This is a genomic window from Undibacterium sp. TJN19, from assembly GCF_049339485.1.
GTDB lineage: Bacteria > Pseudomonadota > Gammaproteobacteria > Burkholderiales > Burkholderiaceae_D > Undibacterium.
This window is the reverse complement of the sequence record NZ_JBMPPL010000011.1, coordinates 34,118-60,036: the sequence shown is the minus strand read 5'-3', so window position 1 is coordinate 60,036 and position 25,919 is coordinate 34,118. Positions and strand designations below refer to the sequence as shown.

At 48.0% G+C, this 25,919-nt stretch carries 30 protein-coding genes; 11 read left to right on the top strand and 19 right to left on the bottom strand.

The features are described from left to right. Window positions 1-13: 13 nt before the first annotated feature. The 6 genes from flgG to flgB form a co-directional block, all read right to left on the bottom strand. On the bottom strand, window positions 14-796 hold the full coding sequence (flgG, locus tag ACO0LH_RS23310) for a flagellar basal-body rod protein FlgG (protein ID WP_422943539.1): 783 nt from the start codon (window positions 794-796) through the stop codon (window positions 14-16). Between the two features lie 86 nt (window positions 797-882). After that, a complete protein-coding gene (gene flgF / locus ACO0LH_RS23305; RefSeq protein ID WP_422943538.1) occupies window positions 883-1,623 on the bottom strand; it encodes a flagellar basal-body rod protein FlgF in 741 nt (246 codons plus the stop codon). A 61-nt stretch (window positions 1,624-1,684) separates the two neighbouring features. Further along, the gene (flgE, locus tag ACO0LH_RS23300; RefSeq protein ID WP_422943537.1) at window positions 1,685-3,022 is read right to left on the bottom strand and encodes a flagellar hook protein FlgE; all 1,338 of its coding nucleotides are present in this window, start codon (window positions 3,020-3,022) and stop codon (window positions 1,685-1,687) included. Between the two features lie 61 nt (window positions 3,023-3,083). Next, entirely contained in the window at window positions 3,084-3,752 is a 669-nt protein-coding gene (locus ACO0LH_RS23295; protein ID WP_422943536.1) for a flagellar hook assembly protein FlgD, read from the bottom strand. A 29-nt stretch (window positions 3,753-3,781) separates the two neighbouring features. Then, complete coding sequence (flgC, locus tag ACO0LH_RS23290; RefSeq protein WP_422943535.1) at window positions 3,782-4,186, bottom strand: flagellar basal body rod protein FlgC; 405 nt, start codon at window positions 4,184-4,186, stop codon at window positions 3,782-3,784. A gap of 5 nt (window positions 4,187-4,191) precedes the next feature. After that, window positions 4,192-4,596, bottom strand: coding sequence for a flagellar basal body rod protein FlgB (flgB, locus tag ACO0LH_RS23285; protein ID WP_422943534.1), 405 nt, complete (start codon window positions 4,594-4,596; stop codon window positions 4,192-4,194). A gap of 333 nt (window positions 4,597-4,929) precedes the next feature. Between flgB and ACO0LH_RS23280 the strand changes: the two genes are divergently transcribed. The 4 genes from ACO0LH_RS23280 (at window position 4,930) to ACO0LH_RS23265 (ending at window position 8,403) form a co-directional block, all read left to right on the top strand. After that, window positions 4,930-6,411, top strand: a complete 1,482-nt coding sequence (locus tag ACO0LH_RS23280; protein WP_422943533.1) for an RCC1 domain-containing protein — start codon at window positions 4,930-4,932, stop codon at window positions 6,409-6,411. A gap of 302 nt (window positions 6,412-6,713) precedes the next feature. After that, entirely contained in the window at window positions 6,714-7,448 is a 735-nt protein-coding gene (gene flgA, locus ACO0LH_RS23275; protein WP_422943532.1) for a flagellar basal body P-ring formation chaperone FlgA, read from the top strand. Window positions 7,449-7,600: 152 nt separating this feature from the next. Continuing rightward, window positions 7,601-7,912: a flagellar biosynthesis anti-sigma factor FlgM gene (gene flgM / locus ACO0LH_RS23270; protein WP_422943531.1), complete on the top strand. Its 312-nt coding sequence runs from the start codon at window positions 7,601-7,603 to the stop codon at window positions 7,910-7,912. A 2-nt stretch (window positions 7,913-7,914) separates the two neighbouring features. Beyond that, window positions 7,915-8,403, top strand: a complete 489-nt coding sequence (locus ACO0LH_RS23265) for a flagella synthesis protein FlgN (protein ID WP_422943530.1) — start codon at window positions 7,915-7,917, stop codon at window positions 8,401-8,403. A gap of 36 nt (window positions 8,404-8,439) precedes the next feature. On the opposite strand, the gene motD is transcribed toward ACO0LH_RS23265, so the two are convergent. From motD to ACO0LH_RS23225, 8 genes are all read right to left on the bottom strand, one after another. After that, window positions 8,440-9,255: a flagellar motor protein MotD gene (motD, locus tag ACO0LH_RS23260; RefSeq protein ID WP_422943529.1), complete on the bottom strand. Its 816-nt coding sequence runs from the start codon at window positions 9,253-9,255 to the stop codon at window positions 8,440-8,442. Window positions 9,256-9,279: 24 nt separating this feature from the next. Beyond that, the gene (locus tag ACO0LH_RS23255) at window positions 9,280-10,020 is read right to left on the bottom strand and encodes a flagellar motor protein (protein ID WP_422943528.1); all 741 of its coding nucleotides are present in this window, start codon (window positions 10,018-10,020) and stop codon (window positions 9,280-9,282) included. Further along, window positions 10,002-10,733 carry an RNA polymerase sigma factor FliA gene (locus tag ACO0LH_RS23250; protein ID WP_422943527.1) on the bottom strand — a complete coding sequence of 244 codons (732 nt, stop codon included), beginning with the start codon at window positions 10,731-10,733 and terminating at the stop codon, window positions 10,002-10,004. Before ACO0LH_RS23250 ends, ACO0LH_RS23255 begins: the two co-directional genes overlap by 19 nt. 7 nt (window positions 10,734-10,740) lie before the next feature. Then, the gene (locus tag ACO0LH_RS23245) at window positions 10,741-11,583 is read right to left on the bottom strand and encodes a MinD/ParA family ATP-binding protein (RefSeq protein ID WP_422943526.1); all 843 of its coding nucleotides are present in this window, start codon (window positions 11,581-11,583) and stop codon (window positions 10,741-10,743) included. Continuing rightward, complete coding sequence (flhF, locus tag ACO0LH_RS23240; protein WP_422943525.1) at window positions 11,576-12,856, bottom strand: flagellar biosynthesis protein FlhF; 1,281 nt, start codon at window positions 12,854-12,856, stop codon at window positions 11,576-11,578. Before flhF ends, ACO0LH_RS23245 begins: the two co-directional genes overlap by 8 nt. Further along, window positions 12,853-14,943 (bottom strand): flagellar biosynthesis protein FlhA, encoded by a 2,091-nt coding sequence (flhA, locus tag ACO0LH_RS23235; protein WP_422943524.1) that lies wholly within the window; start codon window positions 14,941-14,943, stop codon window positions 12,853-12,855. The genes flhF and flhA overlap by 4 nt, the downstream gene beginning before the upstream one ends. Beyond that, window positions 14,940-16,091, bottom strand: a complete 1,152-nt coding sequence (flhB, locus tag ACO0LH_RS23230; protein ID WP_422943523.1) for a flagellar biosynthesis protein FlhB — start codon at window positions 16,089-16,091, stop codon at window positions 14,940-14,942. The genes flhA and flhB overlap by 4 nt, the downstream gene beginning before the upstream one ends. A gap of 402 nt (window positions 16,092-16,493) precedes the next feature. Next, complete coding sequence (locus tag ACO0LH_RS23225; RefSeq protein ID WP_422943522.1) at window positions 16,494-16,805, bottom strand: BON domain-containing protein; 312 nt, start codon at window positions 16,803-16,805, stop codon at window positions 16,494-16,496. A gap of 327 nt (window positions 16,806-17,132) precedes the next feature. Between ACO0LH_RS23225 and ACO0LH_RS23220 the strand changes: the two genes are divergently transcribed. From ACO0LH_RS23220 to ACO0LH_RS23210, 3 genes are all read left to right on the top strand, one after another. Continuing rightward, the gene (locus ACO0LH_RS23220; protein WP_422943521.1) at window positions 17,133-17,429 is read left to right on the top strand and encodes a hypothetical protein; all 297 of its coding nucleotides are present in this window, start codon (window positions 17,133-17,135) and stop codon (window positions 17,427-17,429) included. A gap of 152 nt (window positions 17,430-17,581) precedes the next feature. Continuing rightward, window positions 17,582-17,734: a DUF3309 domain-containing protein gene (locus ACO0LH_RS23215; RefSeq protein WP_422943520.1), complete on the top strand. Its 153-nt coding sequence runs from the start codon at window positions 17,582-17,584 to the stop codon at window positions 17,732-17,734. A 32-nt stretch (window positions 17,735-17,766) separates the two neighbouring features. Then, on the top strand, window positions 17,767-18,096 hold the full coding sequence (locus ACO0LH_RS23210; RefSeq protein ID WP_422943519.1) for a hypothetical protein: 330 nt from the start codon (window positions 17,767-17,769) through the stop codon (window positions 18,094-18,096). 139 nt (window positions 18,097-18,235) lie between these two features. Here the strand turns inward: ACO0LH_RS23210 and ACO0LH_RS23205 are convergent, their stop codons facing one another. The 3 genes from ACO0LH_RS23205 to ACO0LH_RS23195 form a co-directional block, all read right to left on the bottom strand. Beyond that, window positions 18,236-18,775: a BON domain-containing protein gene (locus tag ACO0LH_RS23205; protein ID WP_422943518.1), complete on the bottom strand. Its 540-nt coding sequence runs from the start codon at window positions 18,773-18,775 to the stop codon at window positions 18,236-18,238. Between the two features lie 110 nt (window positions 18,776-18,885). After that, entirely contained in the window at window positions 18,886-19,434 is a 549-nt protein-coding gene (locus ACO0LH_RS23200) for a hypothetical protein (RefSeq protein ID WP_422943517.1), read from the bottom strand. A 58-nt stretch (window positions 19,435-19,492) separates the two neighbouring features. Then, a complete protein-coding gene (locus tag ACO0LH_RS23195; RefSeq protein WP_422943516.1) occupies window positions 19,493-20,227 on the bottom strand; it encodes a Crp/Fnr family transcriptional regulator in 735 nt (244 codons plus the stop codon). A gap of 511 nt (window positions 20,228-20,738) precedes the next feature. Between ACO0LH_RS23195 and ACO0LH_RS23190 the strand changes: the two genes are divergently transcribed. Continuing rightward, complete coding sequence (locus tag ACO0LH_RS23190) at window positions 20,739-21,776, top strand: OmpA family protein (protein ID WP_422943515.1); 1,038 nt, start codon at window positions 20,739-20,741, stop codon at window positions 21,774-21,776. A gap of 674 nt (window positions 21,777-22,450) precedes the next feature. On the opposite strand, the gene ACO0LH_RS23185 is transcribed toward ACO0LH_RS23190, so the two are convergent. Together ACO0LH_RS23185 and ACO0LH_RS23180 are read right to left on the bottom strand one after the other, a co-directional pair. Continuing rightward, window positions 22,451-22,762: a BON domain-containing protein gene (locus tag ACO0LH_RS23185; RefSeq protein WP_422943514.1), complete on the bottom strand. Its 312-nt coding sequence runs from the start codon at window positions 22,760-22,762 to the stop codon at window positions 22,451-22,453. Between the two features lie 101 nt (window positions 22,763-22,863). Continuing rightward, window positions 22,864-23,466 carry a hypothetical protein gene (locus ACO0LH_RS23180; RefSeq protein WP_422943513.1) on the bottom strand — a complete coding sequence of 201 codons (603 nt, stop codon included), beginning with the start codon at window positions 23,464-23,466 and terminating at the stop codon, window positions 22,864-22,866. 382 nt (window positions 23,467-23,848) lie between these two features. Here ACO0LH_RS23180 and ACO0LH_RS23175 point away from each other — a divergent pair, with 382 nt between their 5' ends. The 3 genes from ACO0LH_RS23175 to ACO0LH_RS23165 all read left to right on the top strand — a co-directional run bounded on the left by ACO0LH_RS23175 (window position 23,849) and on the right by ACO0LH_RS23165 (window position 25,880). After that, window positions 23,849-24,034 (top strand): CsbD family protein, encoded by a 186-nt coding sequence (locus ACO0LH_RS23175; RefSeq protein ID WP_422943512.1) that lies wholly within the window; start codon window positions 23,849-23,851, stop codon window positions 24,032-24,034. Window positions 24,035-24,097: 63 nt separating this feature from the next. Beyond that, window positions 24,098-24,634: a hypothetical protein gene (locus ACO0LH_RS23170; RefSeq protein WP_422943511.1), complete on the top strand. Its 537-nt coding sequence runs from the start codon at window positions 24,098-24,100 to the stop codon at window positions 24,632-24,634. A 190-nt stretch (window positions 24,635-24,824) separates the two neighbouring features. Beyond that, window positions 24,825-25,880 (top strand): NAD(P)-dependent alcohol dehydrogenase, encoded by a 1,056-nt coding sequence (locus ACO0LH_RS23165; RefSeq protein WP_422943510.1) that lies wholly within the window; start codon window positions 24,825-24,827, stop codon window positions 25,878-25,880. Window positions 25,881-25,919: the final 39 nt, after the last annotated feature.

The following is a 25,919-nucleotide window of genomic DNA, read 5'->3' as shown; positions in this document are numbered from 1 at the left end:
CGAAATTCTGTTTCTATAATTGCGACAGGCGCTGCAACATCTGATCGGAAGTCGTGATCGCCTTGCTATTGATTTCATAAGCACGCTGGGTCTGTATCATATTGACCAGTTCTTCAGCGACGTTGACGTTAGAAGTTTCAACAGAACTTTGCACCAGCAAACCCGCACCATTGGTGCCAGGCGTATTTGTCCCGGGATTACCTGACGCCGCTGTTTCAACATACAGGTTTTCACCCATGGCCATCAAGCCAGCCGGATTGATAAAGGTTGCCAGTTGCAGGGACCCCACTTGCACAGGTGCAGTAGAACCTGGCTGTGTCACCGAAACCGTACCGTCACGACCAACAGTAATGCTCAATGCATTCGCAGGAATGGTGATGGCAGGCTGGATGACAAAACCGCTGGATGTCACTAATTGCCCCTGGCTATCCGTTTGAAATGAACCGTCCCGGGTATAACCTGTCGTACCATCCGGCATCAGGATCTGAAAAAAACCGGCACCTGAAATTGCAACGTCCTTGCTATTGCCGGTCTGTTGCAGATTACCCTGGGTGAACAGCTTTTCTGTGGCAACAGGCCGCACGCCTGTGCCTAATTGCAAACCGGATGGCAATTGGGTTTGTTGCGAACTTTGCGCACCGGGTTGACGGATGTTCTGGTACAGCAAATCTTCAAAAACGGCGCGTGAACGCTTGAAACCGTTTGTGCTGACATTGGCCAGATTATTGCTCACCACGTCCATCTGCGTCTGTTGCGCATCCAGGCCAGTTTTGGCTATCCATAATGAACGTATCATTTCTTTTCCCCTTTTTGCCTCATTGGCAAACTCTCGGCAAACTCATTTGCCAACCTTCATACCACCCTATTGTGCTACACACAGCATCAACTCAAAGTCAGAATCTGACTGGCTTTAGTAGCGTTATTCTCGGCATTCTGCAAGACCTTCATTTGCATCTCAAAATTGCGCGCCAGATTGATCATGGTCACCATTGATTCGACCACGCTGACATTGCTGTTTTCAAGCATGCCCCCGGCAACACCAACAGTGGGATCAGCATCGACCACGGCACCATCCTTGGTTTTAAACAGACCGTCATCACCACGAACCAGAGTATCTTCCGGTGGATTGACCAGCTTAAGCCGCCCTATGGTTTCAACCGCATTTGGTTTGGTGCCGCTGGGTACGGTGGAGACCGTGCCATCTTTGGCAATCGAAATGGCCACATCAGGCGGGATGGTGATGGGGCCTGCCTCACCAACCAGATTGAGGCCGCTTTGTGTTTGCAAAATCCCGTTTTCACTGACTTTCAAACTACCGCTTCTGGTAAAAGCTTCCGTACCATCTGCCTTTTCAGCCACCAGCCAGCCCTTGCCCTGCACCGCCACATCAAGCTCACGCCCGGTAACCTGCATGCTGCCAGTTGAAAAATCAGTACCCACTGTCGCATCAACGACAAAGGCACGGGTGGGCAAGCCATCTCCCAGGACAGGAACCGCGCGAAATGAATCAAGCTGTGCACGAAAGCCGGTGGTAGAGACGTTCGCCAGATTATGCGAGGTCGTTGCCTGCTGCTCAAGAATATGCTTGGCACCAGTCATAGCGGTGTAGACTAACCTGTCCATGCGCGTCCCCCTCTCCGCTCAATGTCATTGTATAAAACCATAAGAATGCAAGCCCTGAGCATTAACGCAGGTTGACCAGCGTCTGCAATACCTGATCCTGGGTTTTAATGGTTTGCGCATTCGCCTGGTAGATACGTTGCGCAGTAATCATATTCACCAGCTCACCAGTCAGATCTGTATTCGAATCTTCTGTTGCTGAGGCAGTCAGCGTACCCAGACTGCCAGAATTGGGCGGCCCGATCAGCGCATTGCCGGAATCAGCAGTTTCTATCCACTGATTATCACCAGTTGATTGCAAACCATTCGGATTGGTGAAATTAGCCAGCACCACTTGCGCCAGCACTGCGGTTTTACCATTCGTATAGCTACCGACTATCGTGCCGTCTTTGGCAGTATTGAATTTTGACAGCTTGCCTGATGCGAAGCCATCCTGCGTATTTTTACTGACACTGAAATCAGAACCAAACTGCGTAGTACCCGTGAAATCATATTTGATATCAATGGTGGTATTGATAGGCGTAACCGCACCTGTAGTCACTGGCACGACCAAAGTTGTCGCTTTGGTTTCGGTGGCAGAGAAAGGCGGTGTCGCCACTGTCAACTGCCCCAGGTTGTTAAAACCAATACGGGTAATGGAATTGGTGGTCGCACCAGGGCCAAGTATCAGGTTACCGTCAACCGTCGCAAACACATCCCACTCTATCGTGGCTGGTGCAGTAGGTCCGGGTGGCGCAAGATTATCTACCTTGACAAAAAAAGATTGCACCACATGGGAATTACCCAGGCTGTCAAAAACAGCCAGAGAGGTGGAACTGTCATAAGTTGTTGGGTCAGTCGGACTGAAAGCCACAGGCACAATCACAGGCGGCGTGGTTACTGGCAATTGCGTACCTGGCACCAGTTTGCGTGAATCCAGGTTCATGACCGCGTTAATCAGCGTGGTCTGGGCTGGAGCGATATCAGCCGTATTGATATTGATGGGTGAAGCTGCACCGGTTGAAAGCACGCCAGCGGCATTGGCAACATAACCAGTCAATTTCGCGCCCTGTGCATTCACAATATTGCCCTGCTTATCGAGCTGGAACTGGCCGTTGCGCGTATAGGTCACCGCGCCATTGGTCGTCATCCGGAAAAAACCGCCGCCATTGATGGCGATATCAAGCGGATTATTGGTCGTCGAAATATTGCCTTGCGTGAATTGCTGGACCACGCCTGACACCTTGGTACCAATACCGACCGTACCAGCAGATGAGCCATTGAGGGAGTTTGCATATACGTCAGCAAATTGCGTCTGACCCTGTTTAAAACCTACCGTATTGGCATTGGCAATATTATTACCAATCACATCCAGCGATTTGGAAGCGGCATTCAGTCCGCTCAAGCCTTGTTGAAAACCCATGATCTTTCTCCCTTAATTGAATAATTCACTGATACTGTTTGATTCAGGATCGCGCCATGGATCAATAGATTTGTTTGACATCGGTCATGCTGATATCACCGAGATTGGCAACGCTTAACTTCATACCTTGTGTACCGGAGGTAATGCTGGACACCACACCAAAAGCCAGGCTGGTCGCGTCCAGGCTCTTGCCACTTGAACTCGCAGCAATCTCAAACTTGTACACGCCATTGGCGGCAGTAGCACCCGCATCGGTTTTACCGTCCCAGGTCAGGGTATTGGTCCCCTGCGGCAATGCGCCGATACTCATTTTCCTGACGACTGCGCCTGTGCTGTCATGTACAACCACATCGACCTTGTCGGCTGCCTGCGGCAAATCAACGCCGTAGATACCCTTGCCATCTGTCACCGTCATTGCGCTGCCTGGTGCAATCACGCCATGACCAATCATGCTGGCTGCCTGCAGGTTCTGCCCTGTCTGGAAACTGGCATTCAAGGCTGTTACTGTCGCATTTAATTTGTCAATGCCGCTGACAGTGGAAAGCTGCGCCATCTGACTGGTGACCTGGGCATTGTCCATGGGATTTAAAGGATCCTGATTCTTCAACTGGGTTACCAGCAAAGTCATGAAACGGTCCTGGGCATCCTGTGTTGATGTTTTTGCTGTACTGCCACCATTCATGGTCGCAAGCAAGGATGGATCAACGGTATTGGTTTGTACGGTAGTCATTTATCTATTCCCTCTGACGAAGCTTTTGCTTATTGACCCAAAGTAAGCGTCTTGAGCAACATGGTTTTTGCAGCATTCATTACTTCTACGTTATTCTGGTAAGAACGCGAGGCAGAAATCATATTGACCATCTCTTCAACCACGTTCACATTCGGTGTTGCCACATAACCCTTTTCATCTGCCAAAGGATGCCTGGGGTCATACATCAGTTTAGGCGGATTGCTGTCTTCTACAACCTCATTCACCTTTACCGCAGTAGAAGCGGTACCTGCCAGCGGCACAGCAGTGAACACAACCTGTTTGGCCTTATAGGGTTGACCGTCAGAACTGGTGACGCTATCGGCATTGGCCAAATTGCTGGTCACCACATTGAGCCGTTGTGCCTGGGCACTCATGGCAGAACCGGCAACATTAAATACATTGAAGAGTGACATGATGTTTATCCTTGTATCGCTGCCAACATGCCCTTGATCTGCATGTTGATCATGGTCAGGCTGGCTTCATAGCGCAGGGCATTGTCAGTAAACTGGTTGCGTTCGACATCCATATCAACCGTATTGCCGTCCACACTTCCTTGCACGGTGGGTCGGTATTGCGGTGCACTGCCGGCAATTGACCCTGGTGTATCAATATGCTGATCTGCCGTTTTATTCAGTGCCGTAGGCGACTGATTCAGGTTTTGATGCAGGGCATTGCTTAACGCAGTTGAGAAATCGATATCCCTGGCTTTGTAATTCGGCGTATCTGCATTGGCGATATTTGAGGCCAGCAATTGCTGACGCTGCCCCCTGACAGACAGTGCTGCCTCATGAAAACGAAAAAAATCATCTAACTTGCCGGTCATCTTCCTCTCCTCTGCCGCAAGACATCAACGCATAACGGTTTACTCTACCTTGAATCATATCTTTACCCAACACCATTCAATCCATCAATTAAGTAGACATAATCCCGCCTGTTTTAAGCTTTAAAAATTTCCATATAAAAATTAAATGCAAAAAAATAATTTCTTTATTGGCAATACTCATTCTTTAATTTATTATGGTTTTGATCATAGCCAAGCATCGGCTTAGATCGACTATCCACGTGCACACAGAAAGGACATCGCAATAAAGATCCAATCGAGTTCGACATAAATCAAGGTGTAAAAGCAATTTTCAAATTAATAGGAGGTATTGCAATGTCGTCAACGGTCAATCAATCATCTGAAAAATCAAGGCTCATACCTAATTGGGCATTCTCCACGCTAATTTCCTTTCTTATTCTAATAAATTTATTATTTGTCTCACTCAAGGTGAATGCAGAACCTGTGATATCGCTATCAAGTGGATTTGGGTCTCATTGCGCACTAACTAGCGCTGGAGCAGTAAAGTGCTGGGGAATGAATTTAAATGGACAAGTAGGAGATGGCACCAAAGTAGACAAACTAATCCCCGTGAATGTCATTGGACTTACTGCAAATATTCAAGCAATAAGCTCTGGCTATAATCACACATGCGCCCTTACAACGAGTGGCACAGTAAAGTGTTGGGGCTTAGGAACGGACGGTCAGCTTGGTGACGGAACATTCGTTAGCAAAACAACTCCAGTAGATGTTGTCGGGCTAGCTGGAGTAATTTCTCTCTCCGCAGGTTATAACCATACATGCGCCCTTATTTCCAACGGGCAGGTTGTGTGCTGGGGGAACAACCAATACTTTCAAATAGGTGATGGCTCCCAAGTAGCGAGAAACATCCCAACAACCGTTGTAGGTTTATCCGGGGTGGCGAAATTATCGAGTGGTGTCTTTCATAATTGTGTAGTTACAAACATTAGCACAGTAAAATGTTGGGACCAGAATGCGACTGGGCAATTAGGTGACGGCACGACACAAAGTGGTTCAGGCATTATTACTGCAACAGGAATAAGCGATGCAGTAGATATATCAAGTGGCAACGGATACACGTGCGCCAGAACGACATCAGCAGCAGTGAAATGCTGGGGTTGGGATATCTATGGGCAACTAGGAAATGGCGTGATTAATAATAACGTCCCTTATCTGCCAACCCAAATAAATGGAATTCCGAGCATTGCAAGTATTTCTATTCCTAGTGCAAACGGTGGTGACGTACTAGCCATCACAACATCAGGTGTTGCAATGGGCTGGGGATTAAACGGATCAAGACAGCTAAGCACTGGTGATCAAGTAAATAAATCAATCCCAACAAATGTCATGAATTTAACGGCAGGAAACGGTATTGCAACGTTAGTTTCTGCAGGAACAAATTCTAGTTGCGCAATATTGCAGTTTGGCGTGCAATGCTGGGGGTCCAATATCTATGGTCAACTGGGTAACAACTCTACTGCCAACCCAATAGTCCCAGTCGATGTGATTGGCTTATCAGGCGGACCACCACAAGGTGCTCCAAAAACAATTAGTCCTGTAACTTCAAACACTCCGATTTATACATGGAAACCAGCACCCGGCTCAACTTCATATAGGCTGAAAGTAAATGGCGTAATTACAGTCTACACAGCTGCCGCAGCAGGATGTGAATCCGGGGTTGGACTTTGCACAATTACGAGTACACCACTTCCTTCTGGCTCATACATTTGGTCAGTTCAGGGCTATAACGTGTATGGCGATAGCTCCTGGAGTTCAGACACATATTTTGCAATTTAACGCGAAAAAATCAGTATGACGGATGCACATAAGTGCATCCGTTTTTATATTGAGGCAGCAATGAAAACTGCACGTCAATAGCATCATAGCTTTAGGTTTTTCAAATAATTCATTTCATTCAAACCACTGATTATATGGGTCTTTAAAGTGCAGATCTCGATAATCATAAGTATCCAATATGCCGATTTTAGAATTTCATTTTAATCCTCCAAGCAGACACTGAATTCCCTGCTTGCTTATGCATTCAATACAGCGTGCTTGTTCTAAAATGGAATTCGGAACCAAGACCTGCGGGTAATCTGATGAAACCCTTAAAAACATTAATACAACTGTTCGCTGCTGCCAGCTTGCTCGCTGCGGCTGACATGGCATTGGCAGCCAACCCGGCAATCAATGGCGGCAATCCAGCAGGATTGCAGGATCAAGCCCTGCTGCGCCAGCTTGCTCTTGACTTTTTGACACAACAAGCGGCGGCACAACCTGGGCAAGTCCAGGTCACGGTTGGTGAAGTTGATAAACGTCTTAATCTGGCCGCCTGTGACAGCCCTACCCCCTATTTACCACCCGGCAGCAAGCCCTGGGGCAAAATTACGATTGTTATCAAGTGCGTAGCTCCCACAGCCTGGCAAATCTATTTGCAGGCGAATGTGCAGGTTACCGCCGAGTATTACGTAGCGACCAACCCGGTTGTGCAGGGACAGGTATTGACACTGGCAGATCTGACCAAGGTAAAAGGGGATATTTCCAAACTACCGGCAGGTGTGGTTACCAATCCAGATCAGGCGGTGGGCAAGGCCATGCAGGTATCCATCCCTTCAGGCAGCGTGCTGCGTGTCGATGCGATGAAGAATCCATCGGTCATACAACAGGGACAATCGGTGCGTGTCATCAGCTCAGGGCCAGGTTTTCAGGTAATGACAGATGCCATCGCTCTCAATAACGCGTCCGACGGACAGGTTGCCAAAGCCAAAACCAGTTCAGGTCAGACTGTCAGTGGTCTGGCTAAAAGCGGTGGCATTATAGAAATAGTTTATTAAAAGAAAATATTTCAAAATATTTTGAGTATGTTTCCGTTAATCAATACAATTAAATTAATGCAATATTTTTTTGAAGTAAGGTTAAAGTTTAAAATTACACAGCCGATAAACTGGATGTAGATGTTTGTAATTCCCATACTGAGGGTATCGCTGTGAAAATTGATGACGCACTAAATAAGACCTCCGGACTTCCAGTAAGCCCGCAGCAGGCACGCACGGAAAAACCGGCGGATAGCAAGGCGGATGCAGTTCCAACGCCTTCCCATAATGTACAGATTTCAACCCTGTCCACGCAATTGCAGGCATTGCAAAGCACGCAGGCAAGCAACGCTGTCTTCGAAACGAAGAAGGTGGAAGCCATCAAACTGGCAATTTCTGAAGGCCGTTTTCAGGTCAATTCAGAGAAAGTCGCTGATGGGCTATTGGAAACTGTCAAAGATTTACTTAACGCCAGAAAACGCTGATCATGAACGCAACAAGTTCCGGACACGCTGTCATTGAACAGTGTATACAGGAAGAAGTGAATACCATGTCTTCCTTGGCTGAATTGCTGAAGAAAGAACAGTCCGCACTTGTTGAAAGCGATGTCAGTTTGCTCAATGAATATATCCAAAGCAAAGGGCAACTGGTCAGCAAGATGTCCGAACTGGAAAGAAAGCGCAATACTTGCCTGGTTGAATTAGGCTATAAAGCAGATATTGAAGGCATGCGCGCCTATTTGGAACATGCAGGCAACGTCAGTACGCTGGCAGGCTATTGGGAAAAATTATTACAAATATCTCAACAGGCAAAAGAAGTTAACCGCACCAATGGCACATTGATCAACCGCAGGTTGTCAATAAACCAGGCCACCTTGAATGTGTTGCAGCAAAATAACCCTGCTGGCTCAATGTATGGCCCGAACGGCCAGTCAACAATTAAAAACACACCTGGCAAAGGCTATATAGCTACCTGAACCTCAAAAAAGAAGCGGGTATCAAGCAAACAGATCCTAATTAGGGTCTGTTTTAATTTGTGGCAAGGAACTGCTGACTGGTTTCACTGGCGCAATCGGCACATCGACCGCTGCTTCGGGCAATACAGCCAGAATAGTGACCGACACCCGCCGGTTTCTGGCACGCCCTTCTGGCGTTTCGTTTTCGCTGACTGGCAATTTTGCGCCCTGCCCCACCGCAGTCACCCGCGCCTCATCCACGCCGTTTTCGGTCAGCAAGCGTGCTACCGTACTGGCCCTGACCGCAGATAATTCCCAGTTGGAAGGGTAAATCGGATTTTTGATAGGTACGTTATCAGTATGCCCTTCGACCTGGATTGCATGCGTATCAATCTTGAGCACACCGGCAATCGCTTTCAAAGCCTGTATGGAATCCACGTTTAAGCGAGCATCGCCAGGGGCAAACAACAGGCTGGCATTGATTTCTATGGTAATACCCCGGCTGGTCTGGCTGACCCTGACCTTGCCTTCGCGCACCAGTGGTTCCAGTACAGTCATGATGTCTTTGGCCATGGTAGTCATCTGCGCACGTTCTTTACGCAATGCTTCGCTGGCGCGATTTTTTATCAGCGGCAGCGGATCGAGCCTGACTGCCGGGTCGCTGCTACTCTCCACCGGTTTTGGCTGGAGCACCATGACTTTGCCAAAAGCACCGGTCAGTGAATTCGATAAAACCCGGTATTTACCTTCGTTGACCGAAGAAATGGCATACATCACCACAAAGAAAGCAAATAGCAACGTAATAAAATCCGCGTAAGAAACCAGCCATCGCTCATGGTTTTCTGGTTCTTCGTGGTATTTTTTTCTGGCCATATGAGTTGATTTAATGAGGCATGCTTAGTTTTTATGATTGGTCAGTCTTTCCTCAACCACACGCGGGCTGTCGCCCAGGGCAATACTGTAGAAGATATCTGACAGCATTTCACGTCTCGTCACCTCACGCATGATGATCTCTTTTAATTTATGACTGACTGGCAAAAACAACAAATTCGCCATGCCTACACCATAAATCGTGGCGACAAAAGCAACTGCAATGCCGCCACCCAGTTTGGATGGGTCACTCAGGTTTTCCATCACATGAATCAGGCCCAGCACTGCGCCCAAAATCCCGATAGTGGGCGAATAACCGCCAGCTGCTTCCCAGATTTTTGCGGCCTGGCGTTGCTCCATTTCATACAGCGAAATATCAACGTCAAGGATATCCTTCAGGCGTATTGGATCTATACCGTCAATCACCAGACGCAAACCCTTGCCAATGAAAGGATCGGTAGAGGCATTCATATAGCGTTCAAGGCTTAAAAAGCCTTCACGCCTGGCAACCACGCTCCAGACCAGGGCATCTTCAACATTCTTCTTGCTGGTGTCAGGCGGCTCGGAAACGATCCAGCGCAGCATGCGCAGCCCTTGCCTGAATGAATTCAAACGACTTTGCATCAAGACCGCGCCCAGTGTACCGACCACCACGATCACAAATGCCGCTGGCTGCACCAAGGAAGACAAGCGTCCACCCTCCAGCAATTGGCCAGATACGATGCCGCCGACAACCAGAATCAGTCCGACTACGCTAGCCCAGTCCACGCTTTCTCCCTTAAGTATGCCCTGAGCCTGGCCACGGCCTGACTATGTAATTGTGATATCCGCGATTCTGAGACCCCCATCACGGCGCCAATTTCCTTGAGATTCAATTCCTGTTCGTAGTACAGGCCCATCAATAGTTTTTCGCGTTCAGGCAGGCTGTCAATCGCACCGATCACGGCATCACGGAAATCATCGTTCAGCAAATCCTGCAAGGGGTCGCCAGACAGGTCAGAACAGTAATGATCAAGAAAATGCTCTTTGGTATCGGCGTCATGAAAGTCTTCGTAATACACCAGTTGATGGCCACCGCTGTCGGTCAGCAAATCCTGGTATTCTTCGAGACTGAGCTTGAGCGATTTTGCCACCTCGGTTTCCAGTGGTGGTCGCCCCAGCTTTTGTTGCAGACTATTCATGGCATTTTCGATTTTGCGCATATTCTGGCGCACACCACGCGGCAACCAGTCACTGCTGCGCAATTCATCGAGCATGGCACCGCGTATGCGTTGCACCGCATAGGTTTCAAACTGCGCGCCGTGGGTATCTTCATAGCGGTTAACGGCGTCCAGCAAGCCTATCATGCCGGCCTGCACAAGATCATCCACCTCCACGCTGGGGGGCAAACGCGCCTTCAACTGGTAAGCAAGGCGCTTGACCAGTGGGGCGTGCTCCCTCAGGAGGAAATTTTTATCTGACTTTCCGCTAGCGGTGTACATTTTTTAATTAAATTCCGAGACCAACACCCAACTCAGGGACTCCCTCTATGCCCAAGGTGGTGCGTGCACTCATCGCCAATTGCTCAGCCAGCCTGGAAAAAGCCAGCGAAGCACGCGCCTTCGGAAAAGCATCAATCACTGAGCGTCCCAAATGTGCCGCCTTTCTCAAATGTTCATCGTCCGGCACATTGCCGACATAGTGCAAAGGCACCGCCAGATAACGGCCTGCCGCCTGAGCCATATTCGTATAAATCAATCTTGCCTCTTTTTCCGAAGCGCCAGAAACCAAAATACCATAGCCACGTCGACCCAACCTGTTGCTGACCCGCTTGATCAGGCCATATGCAGCCTTGATCATGTCAGGGTCGGCAGAAACCTGTATCACCAATTCGCTATCATCCAGAGAGGCGAGCGGAAAACCAGCTTCGAGGTTGATTTCACTGTCAACGATAACCAGATCCGAGCGATGCGCGACCACATCAAAAACCCTGGACAATTGCCGCGCACCTTCTGGCGGTAATTTTGCCATGCAATCTGCATTGCGCGTCAACATGGTGACCGACAAGCCGGCAGCGACGATTTTAATCGCCTCCTTCATTGTACGCTGTTGTTGCGCTACATCCAATAAGGTCTGATCATTGCTTGCGTTGAGCCAGGCACCAATACTGTCTTCCGAAGCCCGGGCGTCAACCATCGTGACCTGGTTACCCTGACGTGCCAGGGTAACCCCCAGGTTGACGAGCATGCCACTCTTCTCGTCTTCTTTCAATGCCGACAAAAACGTAAATACCCGGGGCTTGGGCCCCGCCAGCATGCGGCGCAAACCTTCTGCCTGATCAAATCTAGCCAAGAGACACCTCCCGGTTTGCCGTAGTTGCACTTCCTGAAATACGGCCGCCTGTGGCTGTACCCGCCATTAGCAGAGGCAGTTCCTCGTCGAGAAAGCGGAAAGCAGCGGTTTCGCGCTTCAATTTAAAGGCGCGGTCAATCAGGTATTGCTTGTTGGCGATATGCAGATCTTCCGGTACCCGCTGGCCGCTGGCGACGTAATACACCATCAGCTTCTGGCGAATGGCAATATCAAGTGCGCCGCCTATCGTGGCAGCTTCATCGAGCTTGGTTAAAATGCAACCGGCCAGACCATTTCCCTGGTAAGCACGCACCACTTCACTCAGGGTTTCACCAGTTGATGTTGCATTGAGGCATAGCAGACGCTTCACCGGGGTGTCTGTTCCTGACAACATGGCAACTTGTTCGGTCACCATTTTGTCGCGCTGGCTGACGCCGACAGTATCAATCAATACCGTATGTTTGTTTTTTAATTCAGCCAGGGCAATACGCAAATCTGCCTCGTCCTTGACCGCATGCACCATCACCCCCAGGATTTTTCCGTAGATGCGCAGCTGTTCAAAACCACCGATACGGTATCCATCGGTCGTAATCAGCGCCAGCTTGGAAGGGCCGTGACGCATTACACACCGTGCGGCCAATTTGGCCGTGGTCGTCGTTTTGCCTACGCCGGTAGGGCCGACCAGGGCATATACCCCACCCTTCTCCAGCATTTCGTTTTCATTGTCTATGGTGGACAGGTTACGTATCAACACATTCTTGATCCAGTCCAAGCCATTATCGATCTTTTCAGCCTCTGGCAATTTTTCTACCAGATAGCGCGACAGGCTTGCGCTAAACCCCGTTGCCAGCATTTCACGCAGGATTTCTGCTTTTTGCGGTTGGCGCTTCTGGGTTTGCGTCCATGATATTTCAGCCAGTTGCGACTCCAGCATGCTGCGCATGGAGCGTATTTCAGACATCACGTTATTTAATTCGCTGACACTCACCGGTGGCACCTCTACCTCAGTAGGTACCGTCACTTTCAGGGGCCGATGCGTGGCAATTACAGGTTCCGCCTGAAAACGTGGCGCAAACCTTGGTTCATCCGGTACGGGGGCCTGATCACCTGACGCCGGCGCTATCGCGCTGATGGCCTCATCGGCCATTGCCAGTATCTCCACCTTGCCATCGACATTGCGGTTGGACAGGATGACCGCGTCTGCACCCAGTGCATCCCGCAACTGGCGCAAAGCTTCGCGAGAAGTATTAGCGGTAAATTTTCTGACGTTCATGATTGACCTCCGACCAGACTGGTGACTCTAATTGTTTTTGTTTCAGGTAATTCTGCATGCGATAAAACCTTCAATTGCGGCAGCGTGCGGCGCAAGAAGCGTGATAACAGGGCGCGCAACGGGGCTGGCACCAGCAAGACCGGGGTTAAACCCAGTTGTTCCTGATGCTGGGCCGCAGCTTCGGTCTGGCTGGACAAGGTATCGGCCAGCCCAGGCTCTATGCCTGCGCCATCACTGCCACTGGTTTGCAGGGCCTGCATCAGCAAGCGCTCAAGCCGATTGTCGAGTGTCATCACAGTCAATTCATTACCCGTCGGGAAGATCTGCTGAACGATGGCACGGCCCAAAGCAACCCTGACCTGGGCCGTCAACTCATTGGCGTCCTGGGTATGCATGGCTTGCTCGGACAAGGTTTCTATGATGGTGCGCATGTCACGGATATGCACGCCTTCAATCAACAGGTTTTGCAAGACCTTCTGCAAGACAGACAAAGGCAGGATTTTCGGTACCAGCTCTTCCACCATCTTCGGCATTTCCTTGGCCAGGTGGTCCATCAGCAGCTGTACTTCCTGACGTCCCAATAGCTCGGCCGCATGGCTGGTGATCAGATGATTCAAATGTGTAGCTATGACCGTACCGGAATCCACCACGGTATAGCCCATGGCCTGCGCCTGTTCGCGCATGCCACCATCTATCCATACGGCAGGCAAGCCAAAAGCCGGGTCATTGGTCACGGTACCTGGCAAGTTGCCAGTCACCATGCCAGGGTTGATCGCCAGATACTGACCACTAAGGGCCTCGCCCGCGCCAACCTCTACGCCTTTAAGTGTGATGCGGTAGGCAGAAGGCTTCAATTCCAGATTGTCACGGATATGTACCGGGGGTGACAGGAAGCCAACCTCCTGAGCAAACTTTTTGCGTATGCCCTTGATACGGCGCAGCAATTCCCCGCCCTGGGTCTTGTCTACCAGCGGTATCAGGCGATAACCGACTTCCAGGCCCAATGTATCAACCGGCAAGATATCCTGCCAGGTGGCTTCTTCCATTTCCTGGGTCGGTACAGTGGGAGCGCTTGTTGCCGATGCTTCTTCTGGCGGTGGTGCGTTATTGCGCTTGTTCATCAGATAGCCGCCACCACCCAGAATAGCCGCCAACAAGATAAAGGCCACATGCGGCATGCCTGGTATCAAGCCCATGCCACCGATAATCGCCCCGGTGATGATCATCACCTGCGGCTTGGCAAACAGCTGTCCTATCAACTGGCCACTGATGTCCTGGTCACTGGCAACCCGTGATACCACGACGCCGGCAGCAGTGGAGATGATCAGCGATGGAATCTGTGCCACCAGGCCGTCACCAATCGCCAGCAAGGTATAATTTTTCAGCGCGGCGGCAAAATCCAGGTCATGCTGCACCATGCCAACGATAAGGCCGCCGACGATATTAATAACCGTCACCATGATGCCTGCGACAGCATCACCACGCACATATTTACTGGCACCATCCATCGCGCCATAAAATTCGGCCTCTTGCGCCACTTCAGTACGGCGGCGACGCGCCTCCTGCTCAGCAATCAGGCCGGCGTTCAAGTCTGCGTCAATCGCCATTTGCTTGCCTGGCATCGCATCCAGGGCAAAACGTGCACCCACTTCAGCAATACGGCCAGCACCCTTGGTGACCACGGTAAAGTTGATGATGGTCAGGATGACGAACACCACGATACCCACTGTGTAATTACCACCGATCAGAAAATGGCCAAAGGCTTCAATTACTTTGCCGGCTGCGTCTGGCCCGGTATGCCCCTCAGTCAGCACGACACGTGTTGACGCCACATTCAATGACAGGCGCAGCATGGTACTGACCAGCAGTACCGTCGGAAACACCATGAAATCGAGCGGCTTGATGGTGTACAGGCTGGTCAGCAGAACGATAATCGCAATCGCGATATTAAAGCTGAAAAACACATCGAGAATAAACGCTGGCAAAGGCAAAATCATCATCGCCAGCATCAGAATGATGAGGAAAGGCGCAGCCAGCGCCCGGGTGTTCATGCCATTCATCCAGGCAGGTAAGGTGAGGCCATTCATGCAATTGCTCCTGCTTGATTATTCGGGTCCAGCTCTGGTGGCACGGGCAATTCATCAGGTTTTACCGGCTTATTGCCGCCATGGGTACGATAAGTACGCAACTGATAGACATAGGCCAGAACCTCTGCCACCGCTGCATAGAGGGTTTCAGGGATTTCATCCCCCAGCTCCGTATGTTTGTATAAAGCACGTGCCAGCGGTGGTGCTTCCAGCAACGGGATTTTGTGCTGCACACCCAGCTCACGAATTTTTGCGGCGACAGCATCAGCACCTTTGGCCACCACTTTCGGCGCACCTGAGCCGCCTTCGGTATATTTGAGTGCTACCGCAAAGTGAGTCGGATTGGTGACGATGACATCTGCAGTAGGAATTTCAGCCATCATGCGGCGGCGCGCCATTTCACGTTGCTGTGCACGGATTTTTGCCTTGATTTGCGGATTACCGTTGGATTCCTTGGATTCCTGAACCACTTCCTGATGGGTCATCTTCAGTTTTTGCGCGTACTGCCACATCTGGTATGGCGCATCGATCGCTGCAATCACGACCAGTGAAGCAACAATGGCGAGAAAACACACACCCATCATATGGCCGACATGCGCCGGGCCGTTCTTGATCGCTTCCAGGGGCAAGCCAAATATGGCGCTTTTCTGGTTCATGATCACTACCCAGGCGACACTGCCGACCAGGATGGTTTTCACGATCGCCTTTAACAATTCCACACCTGCGCGGGTAGAAATCATATTTCCAAGGCCCGAAATCGGGTTCATGCGCGAGAAATTGGGTTGCAGAGCCTTGGAACTGAACAGCCATCCACCAATTAAAATTGGCGAACCCAGGGCAACAATCAGCAATATCACAGCGATGGGGGCGAAAGCTACCAATACGTCCCACAGGCTGCCACCTATCTTGGAAAACAGCAGCGCCGGATCATAGATGACTTCGCGTTCCAGCGATAAACCTATGATCAGTGCATGATTCAACTGATGCACCAGACCATCGCCCATGGCCCACAAGGACCCGCCTGCGGCCAGCAAAATGGTACAAGTAGACAATTCACGCGAACGTGGAACATCGCCCTCTTCCCGCGCTTGTTCAAGGCGCTTGGGCGAGGCCGGTTCGGTTCTTTCGAGATCGCTATCTTCGGCCATTGCCGACTCCTGTTATTTCCACAAAGCAACCAGCACTTCGTTTACGCAAATTTACAGATGTGATTATTAGCCATGCAGGCAACACAAGATGCGGGGAATAAAGGAAGAAATACCCCTTTCCTCTCGGTAAAGGCCGGTCGGAGGAGTTAAATAAGCGCTGAGAAGCACTTCAGGGATTGGGGATGATGTGAAAAAACTTCTTTTGATGCTTGCCTGAACTGCGGGGCAAGCAAGAGCGAAGAAAAATGAGGGAAAGTCGATATTTTTTTTACTAAACGAAAACCAGGGTGTCGACAAAATCGCAGGCAAAGAGCCTAAAAAATATGTTTACACACCCGGGTCTCATTGAGAACGCAATCCCATTGCTCTTTACATTTAAGAGACAACAAGTTAGCAGCGTTTTTACTTCAGACGCATATCGTTCTTCACAGAACGGACACCTTTAACATTGCGCGTAATGATAACGGCTTTATCAATATTCTCTGGAGAAGTAACAAAACCGCTTAACTGGACTGCGCCTTTGAATGTTTCCACATTAATTTCTGCAGATTTCAAGCTAGGCTCATTAAAAATTTCGGCTTTTACCTTGGTCGTAATAACAGCATCATCAACATACTCCCCTGTGCCTTCGGTGGTCGCTGTTGAAGCACAACCGGCGATAGCCAGCAAAGAAGCAGAGAACACAAGCGTCATTATACGTTGAGCGATTTTCATTTTTTAACTTTCTAAGTTGATTAGGCAAAAGCAAGAGATTAATACTTGCAGCGCAGTAAAAACAAACGATGGATCAAGTTTGACTCAATAGAAAACGTTGCTCTGTACGCTAGCGAACAAAGGACTACTTATTTTTGTGACATGCTGTATTCATACGATTTTGTGCGCCAACGTACAGACCGGCCGCTGAATTAAATTTACCGTTGCTGTACGCGAATATAAAAAGTGACCTGAAAGCGCTCGGATTGAAGGCGCTACCAATCAAGTTAAAGCAAGCAAGACATCTCCTCATTAATATCAGTCGTAATTGACAGAAAGCGAAAAATCATGATGGCGAAACGAGAAGCATATATCAAAAGAATCAAGGCACAGCTCGACGATTTGAATATAGCCTTGACCGACGCGGAAGCGCGGGCAGAAAAATCCAAAGAAGCCGCACAAGCAAAATATGTTGCGGAAATTGCCAAGCTGCACGAACAAGCCGGGCAAGTGCGTGAGAAGCTGGAAGAAATCAAATCTGCCAGCGAAAGCACTTGGGAAAATATGATTGCCAGCACCGAAAAAGTTCACGACGCGCTGGTGAATTCTTTCAAATATTTCAAATCGCAATTAAAAAATCATTAAGGATCATTAAAGATCATTAATGATCACTAGAATCAGGTCCGAAAATTAAGCATCTTAACCATCAGAACGATATAAATTCGAATCTTTAAATGATCGAAAAAACAAAGTATCTAATTTGTTTATATTAATTCTGAATAATCTGGAGTAAAGCCATGGGTACTATCATTCTTGTCATTCTCATCCTCGCACTGATCGGCGCATTTCCTGCCTGGCCGCATAGCCGCAACTGGGGATATGGACCGAGTGGCCTTACCGGCGTCATTGTCATTGTCCTCATCGTCTTGTTGCTTACTGGACGACTCTAAGCACACGATGTTTCTCAATCAAAGGAGTTAAAATGAAAAATTCTACAAAGAAGAATATTCTCCGTACGGTGATTTTATCTGGCTTCGTCGGTATGGCTAGTTGTCTCAGCTATGCAAACGCTCAGGAAAACAGGGAACTTACTTCAGCAGGTGAACCGGCACGCTGGTTCCAGGAAGAAATGACACCCCTTGCCTATTTCAAAACCTTAAAAAAAGAAGCAGAAGCGGTATATCAGGAATCAGCTATGGACTGCAAAAGAATGGATAGCGCCCGCAGAAATGAATGCCTGCGCGCTGCCAAAAATACCCTGCAGCAGGATATGGCTGCAGCAAGACAAAAATCAGGTTATCAGGGGCGTTAAACTGGCTGTCCGGTAAATCTGTGAGCCCATAACTACAATTACGTTTGCATTGTAATTTTGCGCTTACAGATTCAATTTTTTCTTTTACAGATAATTGATGTACTATTTTTTATGCTATTTATTGCAAGCGCTTTCAAGCTTACATATCTAGCGAGTGCCCCTCATTTGCATTCACGACGGTCAAATTATCTATCACCTGCTCTACACCTGGCGATGCCCAGGCAGATTGTCTTGCCAGATCCTGTTCAGCACGGGTACTTACCTGACCAGACAAGGTCACCCTTCCTCCAGAGACTTCTACTACTATGTCCTGTGCATCATGAGATGCCCGTTGTTTTATCGTCGACTCGATATCAAGCTTGGCGATATTACAGCGCACTTCAGGGCGAATCAGGATTTGATTGCTAAAGCCAAGTATTCCCGTAAGGCTGGAAACGCTTTGCGTCAATGCATTACGCTGGAATTCCCATTCCACTTCACCGCGCAAAGTCACCCAGGCATTCTCAACAATTACCCTGATGCTGTTTTCCGGTAAATAACAGGTGGATTCAATCACGCTTTCCACTTCGCGTGCGATGATAACGTCAGTACATTCGCCGGCTTCGAGACGCAAGATACCAACACTATTATGGATGGCATTGACAGATGGTTCCCATGCAAGTTCAGCCCATATATCCATTTGTATTTCTTTATAAGATCTCATTTTTGATTCTTTCTTTGAATCAAACAGACAAAGCAAATCTGCTTTCGGTTTAAGGATTGTGCACAAAGACAGACTATTCAATGCCCTTATCTCTTGTCGTCGCCGTACGAAAAATTACATCCCAGAACCCGGTAATAACACCAAAACACAAGGGATTTTTCTGAAAATGATGATGGCTGGCATGCCATTTTTTCCGGCTTAACAACCAGGTAGGCACGCCAGTGATGCGCGGCATAATGGGTAAGCGTGAAGAACAGATAGGCACAGCTCAGGCCCAAAGTCAGGGCGATAGCAAGCAATAAATCACCTAATAAAAGAGCGGGTAGAAATGCAAAGAAAGCGATCAATGCCATACTCAGAATTATTGGAGTACCTAGCAATGCGGTTGGACGGGCATGGTGTATTTCGTACCAGCACTGAAAAGGCTGCACGCCGTGCAAGATAAAGCGGTGCATGCCATATTCAATCAGTGTTGAAGCAAAAAAGCCAAGCACAAACAAGACCAGCATTTCGAACCGATGAATAAACGGCGCAGAAAAAATCAAGTAAATAATCAGCCCAGATATGACCAGTCCATATGAAATAAAATCAATCAGACAGGCTGACTTACTATACTCTAAAGAAAACAACGCCATGTAACTCCCATCAGTTTTAATATGGATGCAATTGATGGAGACCGGTATGTTGAAACCCTCATTTCAAGGATGGAGTAAATTCTGACGGGACATGCCCGACGATTTGCTGAAAACAGGCACATGACACCAAAGCCAGGCCGGGCGGATCAAGTACGGTCACTTTTCCGCGACTATAAGCGATCAGTTCCTGTTTTTGAAGTGAGCTGGCTGCCTTGGTCACCCCTACCCGCCTGACACCAAGCGCATGTGCAAGAAATTCGTGCGTGATGTGAAAATTATCTGATTGCAGACGCTCACGTATGGTCAGCAATGATCTGGCCAGACGTGCCTCCAGCAGATGGAAATGACTGCAAACGGCGATTTGCACTGCTTCCGCAAACAAAGTTTCGCTGTAGAGAAGGCACATATTCTGCACAAGATGATGCGTATCACAGACCATGCAAAAATGCTCAGCGCTGACGCAATTAATGCTGCCCGCCTGCTGAAGTACCGCCCGCACCGGCGATTGCGTCTGTCCGACAGTACCAGAATAGCCAAGCATGCCTTCACCACCTACCAGGGCAATTTCCAGCGCATGTTGGCCTTCTACTTCTTTCATCAAAGAGACCAGGCAATCGTTGGGAAAATAAATGGTATGCATTGTTTCACCCGGACGATATAACACTGTGCCCACGGCGAATTCTTCAGTCCACATATGCGCCGCCAATGCCTGCCGCTCCGCCAATGGCATGTTTGCCAAAAAGCGGTTGTACAATACTGCCCTGGCAGGCGCATTATTAAGAATAGCGCTCATGGGCATGCTTCGTTACTGGACAGGGTGAGCAATATTTGGTGTGCTTTCCATATCCTGTGATTAAATTTACAGATCAAGTAAAGCATGATTTAGGTTCTCTCTCTTTTATCTTTTCCAAAGCGGCGTCATGTCTTTCTCGTCTGTACATGACGAACATTATTCATTAGAAAAACATAAGCCAACGTAGCTTCAAAAAATATAGCACTGCATACAACTTCCGTATGTGCGCTGCCCCACCTAGTTAGATTGCGGGCAGCGCGACTTAAAGGAATTCAATTAAGGAATTCAATTTTCCTCTTTTTCCCTGCGCTGTCGTTTAAAAAAGAAAATCATTCATTTATTGATGATTTTGTGCGTTAGCGTACGGTCAATTCAAAGCAATGCGCTTACTGTGCATACCAGCGTAAGGCAAGTACAAATGCTGTTTTCAAAATCAGATTGATGTGTCTTGTCCAATGTTCGCCTTTTTGGTCACCCTGTTTTTGCATTACCTCTTTATGAAAGCTTATTAATGAATAATTTACGAATGATGCCCGCGGCGATTGCCTGCCTGTTTTGCGCCAGCAGCGCCATTGCTGCTGATTACAACCCATCCTGGTACATAGGCTCCAATATTCATGCAGCGGAAACGGATGAAACTTTCGGCGCTGGAAACCGTGGCTATGGTCTGGATGTGCGTGTTGGTAAACCTTTGTCTGAAATGTGGGACATGCAAATTAATGCACGCTACACACGTGCAGAAAATAACGGAAAGCGCTATCAGCAAAATACCCTCGGTGCAGACGCGTTGTATATGTTTTCACGCGAAGCAGTGCGTCCCTACCTGGTGATGGGTGTTGCAATTGAACGAGATCGCAGCAATGCCCGTATCGGCGGCGCTGACAGTACTTCACCATCAGCCAGTGCCGGGGTCGGCGTGCAATTTGCGTTGAACGACCAATGGTCAGCGCAAGCCGAATGGCGCAAAGTGCATGGCTATCTGCGTGGTAATGACTTTGGCTTCAGCCAGGCAAGCAACTCAATTTTATCGGTAGGTTTCAACTATGCCTTCGACAAACCCGCTGCTCCAGCCCGTGCCGCGGCCTATACACCACCACCAGAACCAGTTGTTATGGCCCAAGCCACTCCCCCAGTGCCTACGCCACCACCACCGCCACCGGTACCTCAGTATCAAAAAATAACCCTGTCAGCAACAGAATTGTTTGCGTTTAATAGCGCTAACCTCAGCACACCACAACCAAAACTGGATGATATTGCCTCGGCTCTCAATGCCAACCTGCAAATCAATCGCGTTTTGATCACAGGTTATGCTGATCGCATTGGCTCCAATCAATACAATTTGAAGTTGTCCGAAAAACGTGCTAACTCTGTAAAAAATTATTTATTGAATAAAGGCGTTGCTGGTGAACGCTTGAATGCAGTCGGTAAGGGTGAAAGCAACCCAGTCGTCGAATGCAACAATAAAAAACGTGTTGATCTGATCGCTTGCCTGGAACCAAATCGCCGCGTAGAAATTGAACAATTCTCTTTTGATCAGCGTGTAAAGTAAAAACTGACTGATACAACAAAAAACAGGAGCTTTTTGCTCCTGTTTTTTTATTGTACAAATTCAAAATACGACTTCATTGACGAAAACTATTCGAAAGCCTGGAGAGCGTTTATTAGCAATGTAAATATGATCGTTTGAATTATTAACCACTTCCATTGCCGCCAATCCCCTTCCCCTTCTCCAGGATACCGACATTCAAGGCCATACCCAATAACATTTTCTTGACGTTACTGAAGTTGAACAAAGTGTTGTAGCTCGCAAAACACTGCGGCGTCGCTCTCTGCACGCCACTGTCTTCGTCACATTGATGATGAACGTATTATGGTAGCAGGTTGACAAAGCTGGCATACGTCACACTACGCAGGTATGTCCTTCTGGCATTAAAGATTTGAGTGCTGTCATCTACATGAACAGTCATGCCATCGAACCAGGCCGTGCCTTTATCATTGGCCGTATGGGTGGCCAGGTTGCCAGGTAAATCCACCAACTGGGTATTGATATCTGGGCTTGAGACAGTATTAGCTCACGAAAAAACTTCTTAGCGGTTTTTTGACTGCCTGCATAATGAAAAACGCACGATCTATAAAATATAGATCGTGCGTTTTAAAACAAACTACTTTCCTGTGTGATCCGTCAGTGCTTTCAGATTATCCAGGTCACTGCCAGTGATGCGACTACTTCAATCGCATATCATTCTTTACAGAACGCACACCTTTGACATTGCGTGCAATTGACGCTGCTTTTTCAATGTTTGCAGCAGAGGAAACGAAACCGCTCAACTGAACAACACCTTTAAACGTTTCGACATTAATTTCGGCCGATTTCAAAGTAGGTTCATTGAGGATTTCTGCTTTAACCTTTGTAGTGATGACGGTGTCATCAACATATTCGCCAGTGCCTTCACGGGTTGGCGTTGCCGCGCAACCAGCAATTGCCAGCAGGGATGCGGAAAATAACAATACGATTATACGTTGAGCGATTTTCATAATGAGCCTTATTAAGTGAGTGGAGTTGTACTTCCTTGAATATGTCTACGTTTCATCTTATTTCGACGTAGAACAGCATTCAGGGCCAGGTTGAAACAGGTTTATTTACCGAACTTCGTTTTTGCTGCAGCGACACAATTATCTTTAGCCGCACCTGCCAATGCATCACATTTTTCTATGGCGACTTTATATTCTGCGGTGCGTTTTTCATCATTGGCATCAACACGCGCATCGATCACTTTTTTGTCAGCTTTGGCATTTTCTACAGCCACTACTTTATTAGCTTTCGCTTCTTTTACACATACATCTTTATCATTGCCAGCCAAATTGCCGCATTTGGCTTTTGCAACGTCATAGTCAGCGTCAGCAATGTCTTTGGCTGCACTGGTACGCGCTGCTAATGTGTTTTTGTATTCAGCCTTGGCATTGGCATCCGTATGCACGCGTGCAGCCTTGGCTTCAGCGACACATACATCTTTAGGATTGCCAGCCAAACTATCACATTTGGCACGTGCGGTTTTGTAATCGCTAGTCGCTGATTCTTTTGCAGCCTTGTAAGTAGCTGATGCATCATTCGAAGCAGCCCAGGCTGCGCTAGAGATTGTGGCGGAACACATCAACAGCATCGCAAATGTTTTTTTCATTTTTTTCCTCTTAGAAGTAGATATCCAGCGGACGTAAGCAAGTGTCAAATGGATTGTCAAAAAATAGTTTTAAATACAGCGTCGGAGAAATCCGATGACTAAGTTTGTTATAAAACACTATGCTTATCTGTACGGTATCGAACATTGATGATTATTTTTTTTAACATACATAAAAATATTCAAATCAGCATTTTTTGGAACTTACTGAAACTGCCAGTTTTCTGCGTACTTGATCCGTATATCATTTGTACGCTATCGCACAGACTTACTCTCTTCAAACAATTACCTTCGATAATGAACAAATATGGAAATAAAGAAAAATTTCCCGACAATGAGTTGGACTTATTTTTCACTATTTCAATTTGATTCATTTTAAATTTTTGCAATGTATCTCTCTCTGTTTGAGAAAATTCAACTCTTTATTTTTTTAAAGGAAAACATCATGAACAAAGATCAAGTCAAAGGCGTAGCAAAAGACATCGCAGGCAAAGTGCAGGAAAATGCCGGCAAACTCGTAGGTAGCAAAGAGCAGGAAGCAAAAGGTTTGCAAAAGCAAGCTGAAGGAAAAGTAGAAAAATCTATTGGTGATGCAAAAGAAACAGTCAAAGACGCTATAGATAAAATCTGATTTAATTTAATCGGGCTCGGCTCGGGCTTGTTTTAAAAGAGCATACTCTTTTAAGGAATTCGCATGGACACGACAACGACAAAAAACCTGGTGACAGGAACAGCGTCATCAGAATTTCGTAAACCGATGATGGTTAGCAAACGTCCCATGACGAGACGCAGCGATTTTCGATACGAACGTGATTCATGCGATGGCGCCTCAACACTCTCATTCTGGCTCGAGCCGGGTCAATACCAGGAAACAGAAACGCGCTCCAATATGATTGCCGGCTTTACCATCGGAGCGGTGGTTGGCGGAGCTATAGGAGCTATTGTTGCCACTCTCGCGGTGTTAATCTCACCATTTCGTGTTCCTGGTCTCGATTTGCTGGTAACACATCCTTTGAATGCAGCCACGACGGGTACCATACTCGGCACATTGATTGGCAGCACAATCGGGCTTTTGCTGGCCTGGGGTGTTTCTGGTCAACACTTGCAAAATTTTGAATCCAGTCTGACTGCGCATTCTGATTGTACGGATCCAATCCGCGACATAGAGACGGTAGACAAAAGCCGTGAAGATGTCTGGAAAAGACAGCATGGCGAATACGCCAATATTTAAATGCAGATTGAACATATTTAAAACTACTTCTTTACCGGGAAGCAGCTTAACTTCAGAAACTTAAGTCTCAAAATACAGCGCTGGTTTTGCGCCAACGCAAACTGAGTTCATGTTAGTTCACTTATTGTCGAAATCTTCCAGCGCAGAAAATTCAATTCAAGCTGTTTGATAACGCTACCAGGAGATTTCGATGACCAAGATGAAAGCCGCTGTTTATATTCGCCCGGGAAAGATTGCGATAGAAGAAAAATCTATTCCAATCGTAGGCCCCGGCGAAGCATTGATCAAAATTACGACAACCACGATCTGTGGAACTGATATTCACATTCTGAAAGGTGAATATCCTGTCAAACCTGGTTTGACGATAGGCCATGAGCCAGTTGGTATTATTGCCGCGCTGGGGGAAGGTGTTACTGGCTATACGCTAGGGCAACGTGTGGTTGTAGGTGCCATCTCGCCATGTGGACAATGCTATTCCTGTCTTGATGGCCAGCATTCGCAATGTGGCGGAAAAGCTGCGGGTGGATGGCGTTTTGGAAATACCATAGATGGCTGCCAGGCAGAATATCTGCTGGTTCCTTTCGCCATGTCTAATCTGGAAGTCATACCTGACGGTTTAAGCGATGAACAGGTGCTGATGTGCCCCGACATCATGAGTACCGGTTTTGGTGGCGCTGAAAGTGGAGAGATCAAGATAGGCGATAGTGTCGTCATTTTTGCCCAAGGCCCCATCGGTTTATGTGCCACGGCAGGTGCAAAACTACGCGGTGCCAGCTTGATTATCGCTGTCGATGGCATACCAGGTCGCCTGGAAATGGCGAAGCAACTGGGTGCGGATATCACAATAGATTATAACAAAACGGACCCGCTCACTGAAATCATGCGTCTGACCAAGGGACAAGGTGTTGATGTCGCTATTGAAGCGCTGGGAACACAATTGACATTTGAAAGCTGCTTGCGCGCCCTGAAGCCAGGTGGAAGATTGTCCAGCCTCGGTGTTTATTCCGGGAAAATTAGCTTGCCGCTGGATGCATTTGCGGCAGGTCTGGGTAATCACAAAATTATCACCACACTTTGCCCGGGTGGAAAAGAACGTATGCGTCGCCTGATGAACGTGGTTGCCTCGGGGCGAGTCAATCTAGAATCAATGGTAACGCATAGATTCAAGCTTGATCAGATCGAAGAAGCGTACGACTTATTCGCTAATCAGCGCGATGGGGTACTGAAGGTTGCCATCACAATGTAGCGTCCTACGGCTACACGTTTAACCCAAACCAAGGTCGCT

Excerpts from the sequence above, each read along its gene's own strand:
- flgG (WP_422943539.1), bottom strand. The coding sequence starts at position 796 with ATGATACGTTCATTATGGATAGCCAAAACTGGCCTGGATGCGCAACAG.
- flgF (WP_422943538.1), bottom strand. The coding sequence starts at position 1,623 with ATGGACAGGTTAGTCTACACCGCTATGACTGGTGCCAAGCATATTCTT.
- flgE (WP_422943537.1), bottom strand. The coding sequence starts at position 3,022 with ATGGGTTTTCAACAAGGCTTGAGCGGACTGAATGCCGCTTCCAAATCG.
- ACO0LH_RS23295 (WP_422943536.1), bottom strand. The coding sequence starts at position 3,752 with ATGACTACCGTACAAACCAATACCGTTGATCCATCCTTGCTTGCGACC.
- flgC (WP_422943535.1), bottom strand. The coding sequence starts at position 4,186 with ATGTCACTCTTCAATGTATTTAATGTTGCCGGTTCTGCCATGAGTGCC.
- flgB (WP_422943534.1), bottom strand. The coding sequence starts at position 4,596 with ATGACCGGCAAGTTAGATGATTTTTTTCGTTTTCATGAGGCAGCACTG.
- ACO0LH_RS23280 (WP_422943533.1), top strand. The coding sequence starts at position 4,930 with ATGTCGTCAACGGTCAATCAATCATCTGAAAAATCAAGGCTCATACCT.
- flgA (WP_422943532.1), top strand. The coding sequence starts at position 6,714 with ATGAAACCCTTAAAAACATTAATACAACTGTTCGCTGCTGCCAGCTTG.
- ACO0LH_RS23265 (WP_422943530.1), top strand. The coding sequence starts at position 7,915 with ATGAACGCAACAAGTTCCGGACACGCTGTCATTGAACAGTGTATACAG.
- motD (WP_422943529.1), bottom strand. The coding sequence starts at position 9,255 with ATGGCCAGAAAAAAATACCACGAAGAACCAGAAAACCATGAGCGATGG.
- ACO0LH_RS23250 (WP_422943527.1), bottom strand. The coding sequence starts at position 10,733 with ATGTACACCGCTAGCGGAAAGTCAGATAAAAATTTCCTCCTGAGGGAG.
- flhF (WP_422943525.1), bottom strand. The coding sequence starts at position 12,856 with ATGAACGTCAGAAAATTTACCGCTAATACTTCTCGCGAAGCTTTGCGC.
- flhA (WP_422943524.1), bottom strand. The coding sequence starts at position 14,943 with ATGAATGGCCTCACCTTACCTGCCTGGATGAATGGCATGAACACCCGG.
- flhB (WP_422943523.1), bottom strand. The coding sequence starts at position 16,091 with ATGGCCGAAGATAGCGATCTCGAAAGAACCGAACCGGCCTCGCCCAAG.
- ACO0LH_RS23225 (WP_422943522.1), bottom strand. The coding sequence starts at position 16,805 with ATGAAAATCGCTCAACGTATAATGACGCTTGTGTTCTCTGCTTCTTTG.
- ACO0LH_RS23220 (WP_422943521.1), top strand. The coding sequence starts at position 17,133 with ATGATGGCGAAACGAGAAGCATATATCAAAAGAATCAAGGCACAGCTC.
- ACO0LH_RS23215 (WP_422943520.1), top strand. The coding sequence starts at position 17,582 with ATGGGTACTATCATTCTTGTCATTCTCATCCTCGCACTGATCGGCGCA.
- ACO0LH_RS23210 (WP_422943519.1), top strand. The coding sequence starts at position 17,767 with ATGAAAAATTCTACAAAGAAGAATATTCTCCGTACGGTGATTTTATCT.
- ACO0LH_RS23205 (WP_422943518.1), bottom strand. The coding sequence starts at position 18,775 with ATGGATATATGGGCTGAACTTGCATGGGAACCATCTGTCAATGCCATC.
- ACO0LH_RS23200 (WP_422943517.1), bottom strand. The coding sequence starts at position 19,434 with ATGGCGTTGTTTTCTTTAGAGTATAGTAAGTCAGCCTGTCTGATTGAT.
- ACO0LH_RS23195 (WP_422943516.1), bottom strand. The coding sequence starts at position 20,227 with ATGAGCGCTATTCTTAATAATGCGCCTGCCAGGGCAGTATTGTACAAC.
- ACO0LH_RS23190 (WP_422943515.1), top strand. The coding sequence starts at position 20,739 with ATGAATAATTTACGAATGATGCCCGCGGCGATTGCCTGCCTGTTTTGC.
- ACO0LH_RS23185 (WP_422943514.1), bottom strand. The coding sequence starts at position 22,762 with ATGAAAATCGCTCAACGTATAATCGTATTGTTATTTTCCGCATCCCTG.
- ACO0LH_RS23175 (WP_422943512.1), top strand. The coding sequence starts at position 23,849 with ATGAACAAAGATCAAGTCAAAGGCGTAGCAAAAGACATCGCAGGCAAA.
- ACO0LH_RS23170 (WP_422943511.1), top strand. The coding sequence starts at position 24,098 with ATGGACACGACAACGACAAAAAACCTGGTGACAGGAACAGCGTCATCA.
- ACO0LH_RS23165 (WP_422943510.1), top strand. The coding sequence starts at position 24,825 with ATGACCAAGATGAAAGCCGCTGTTTATATTCGCCCGGGAAAGATTGCG.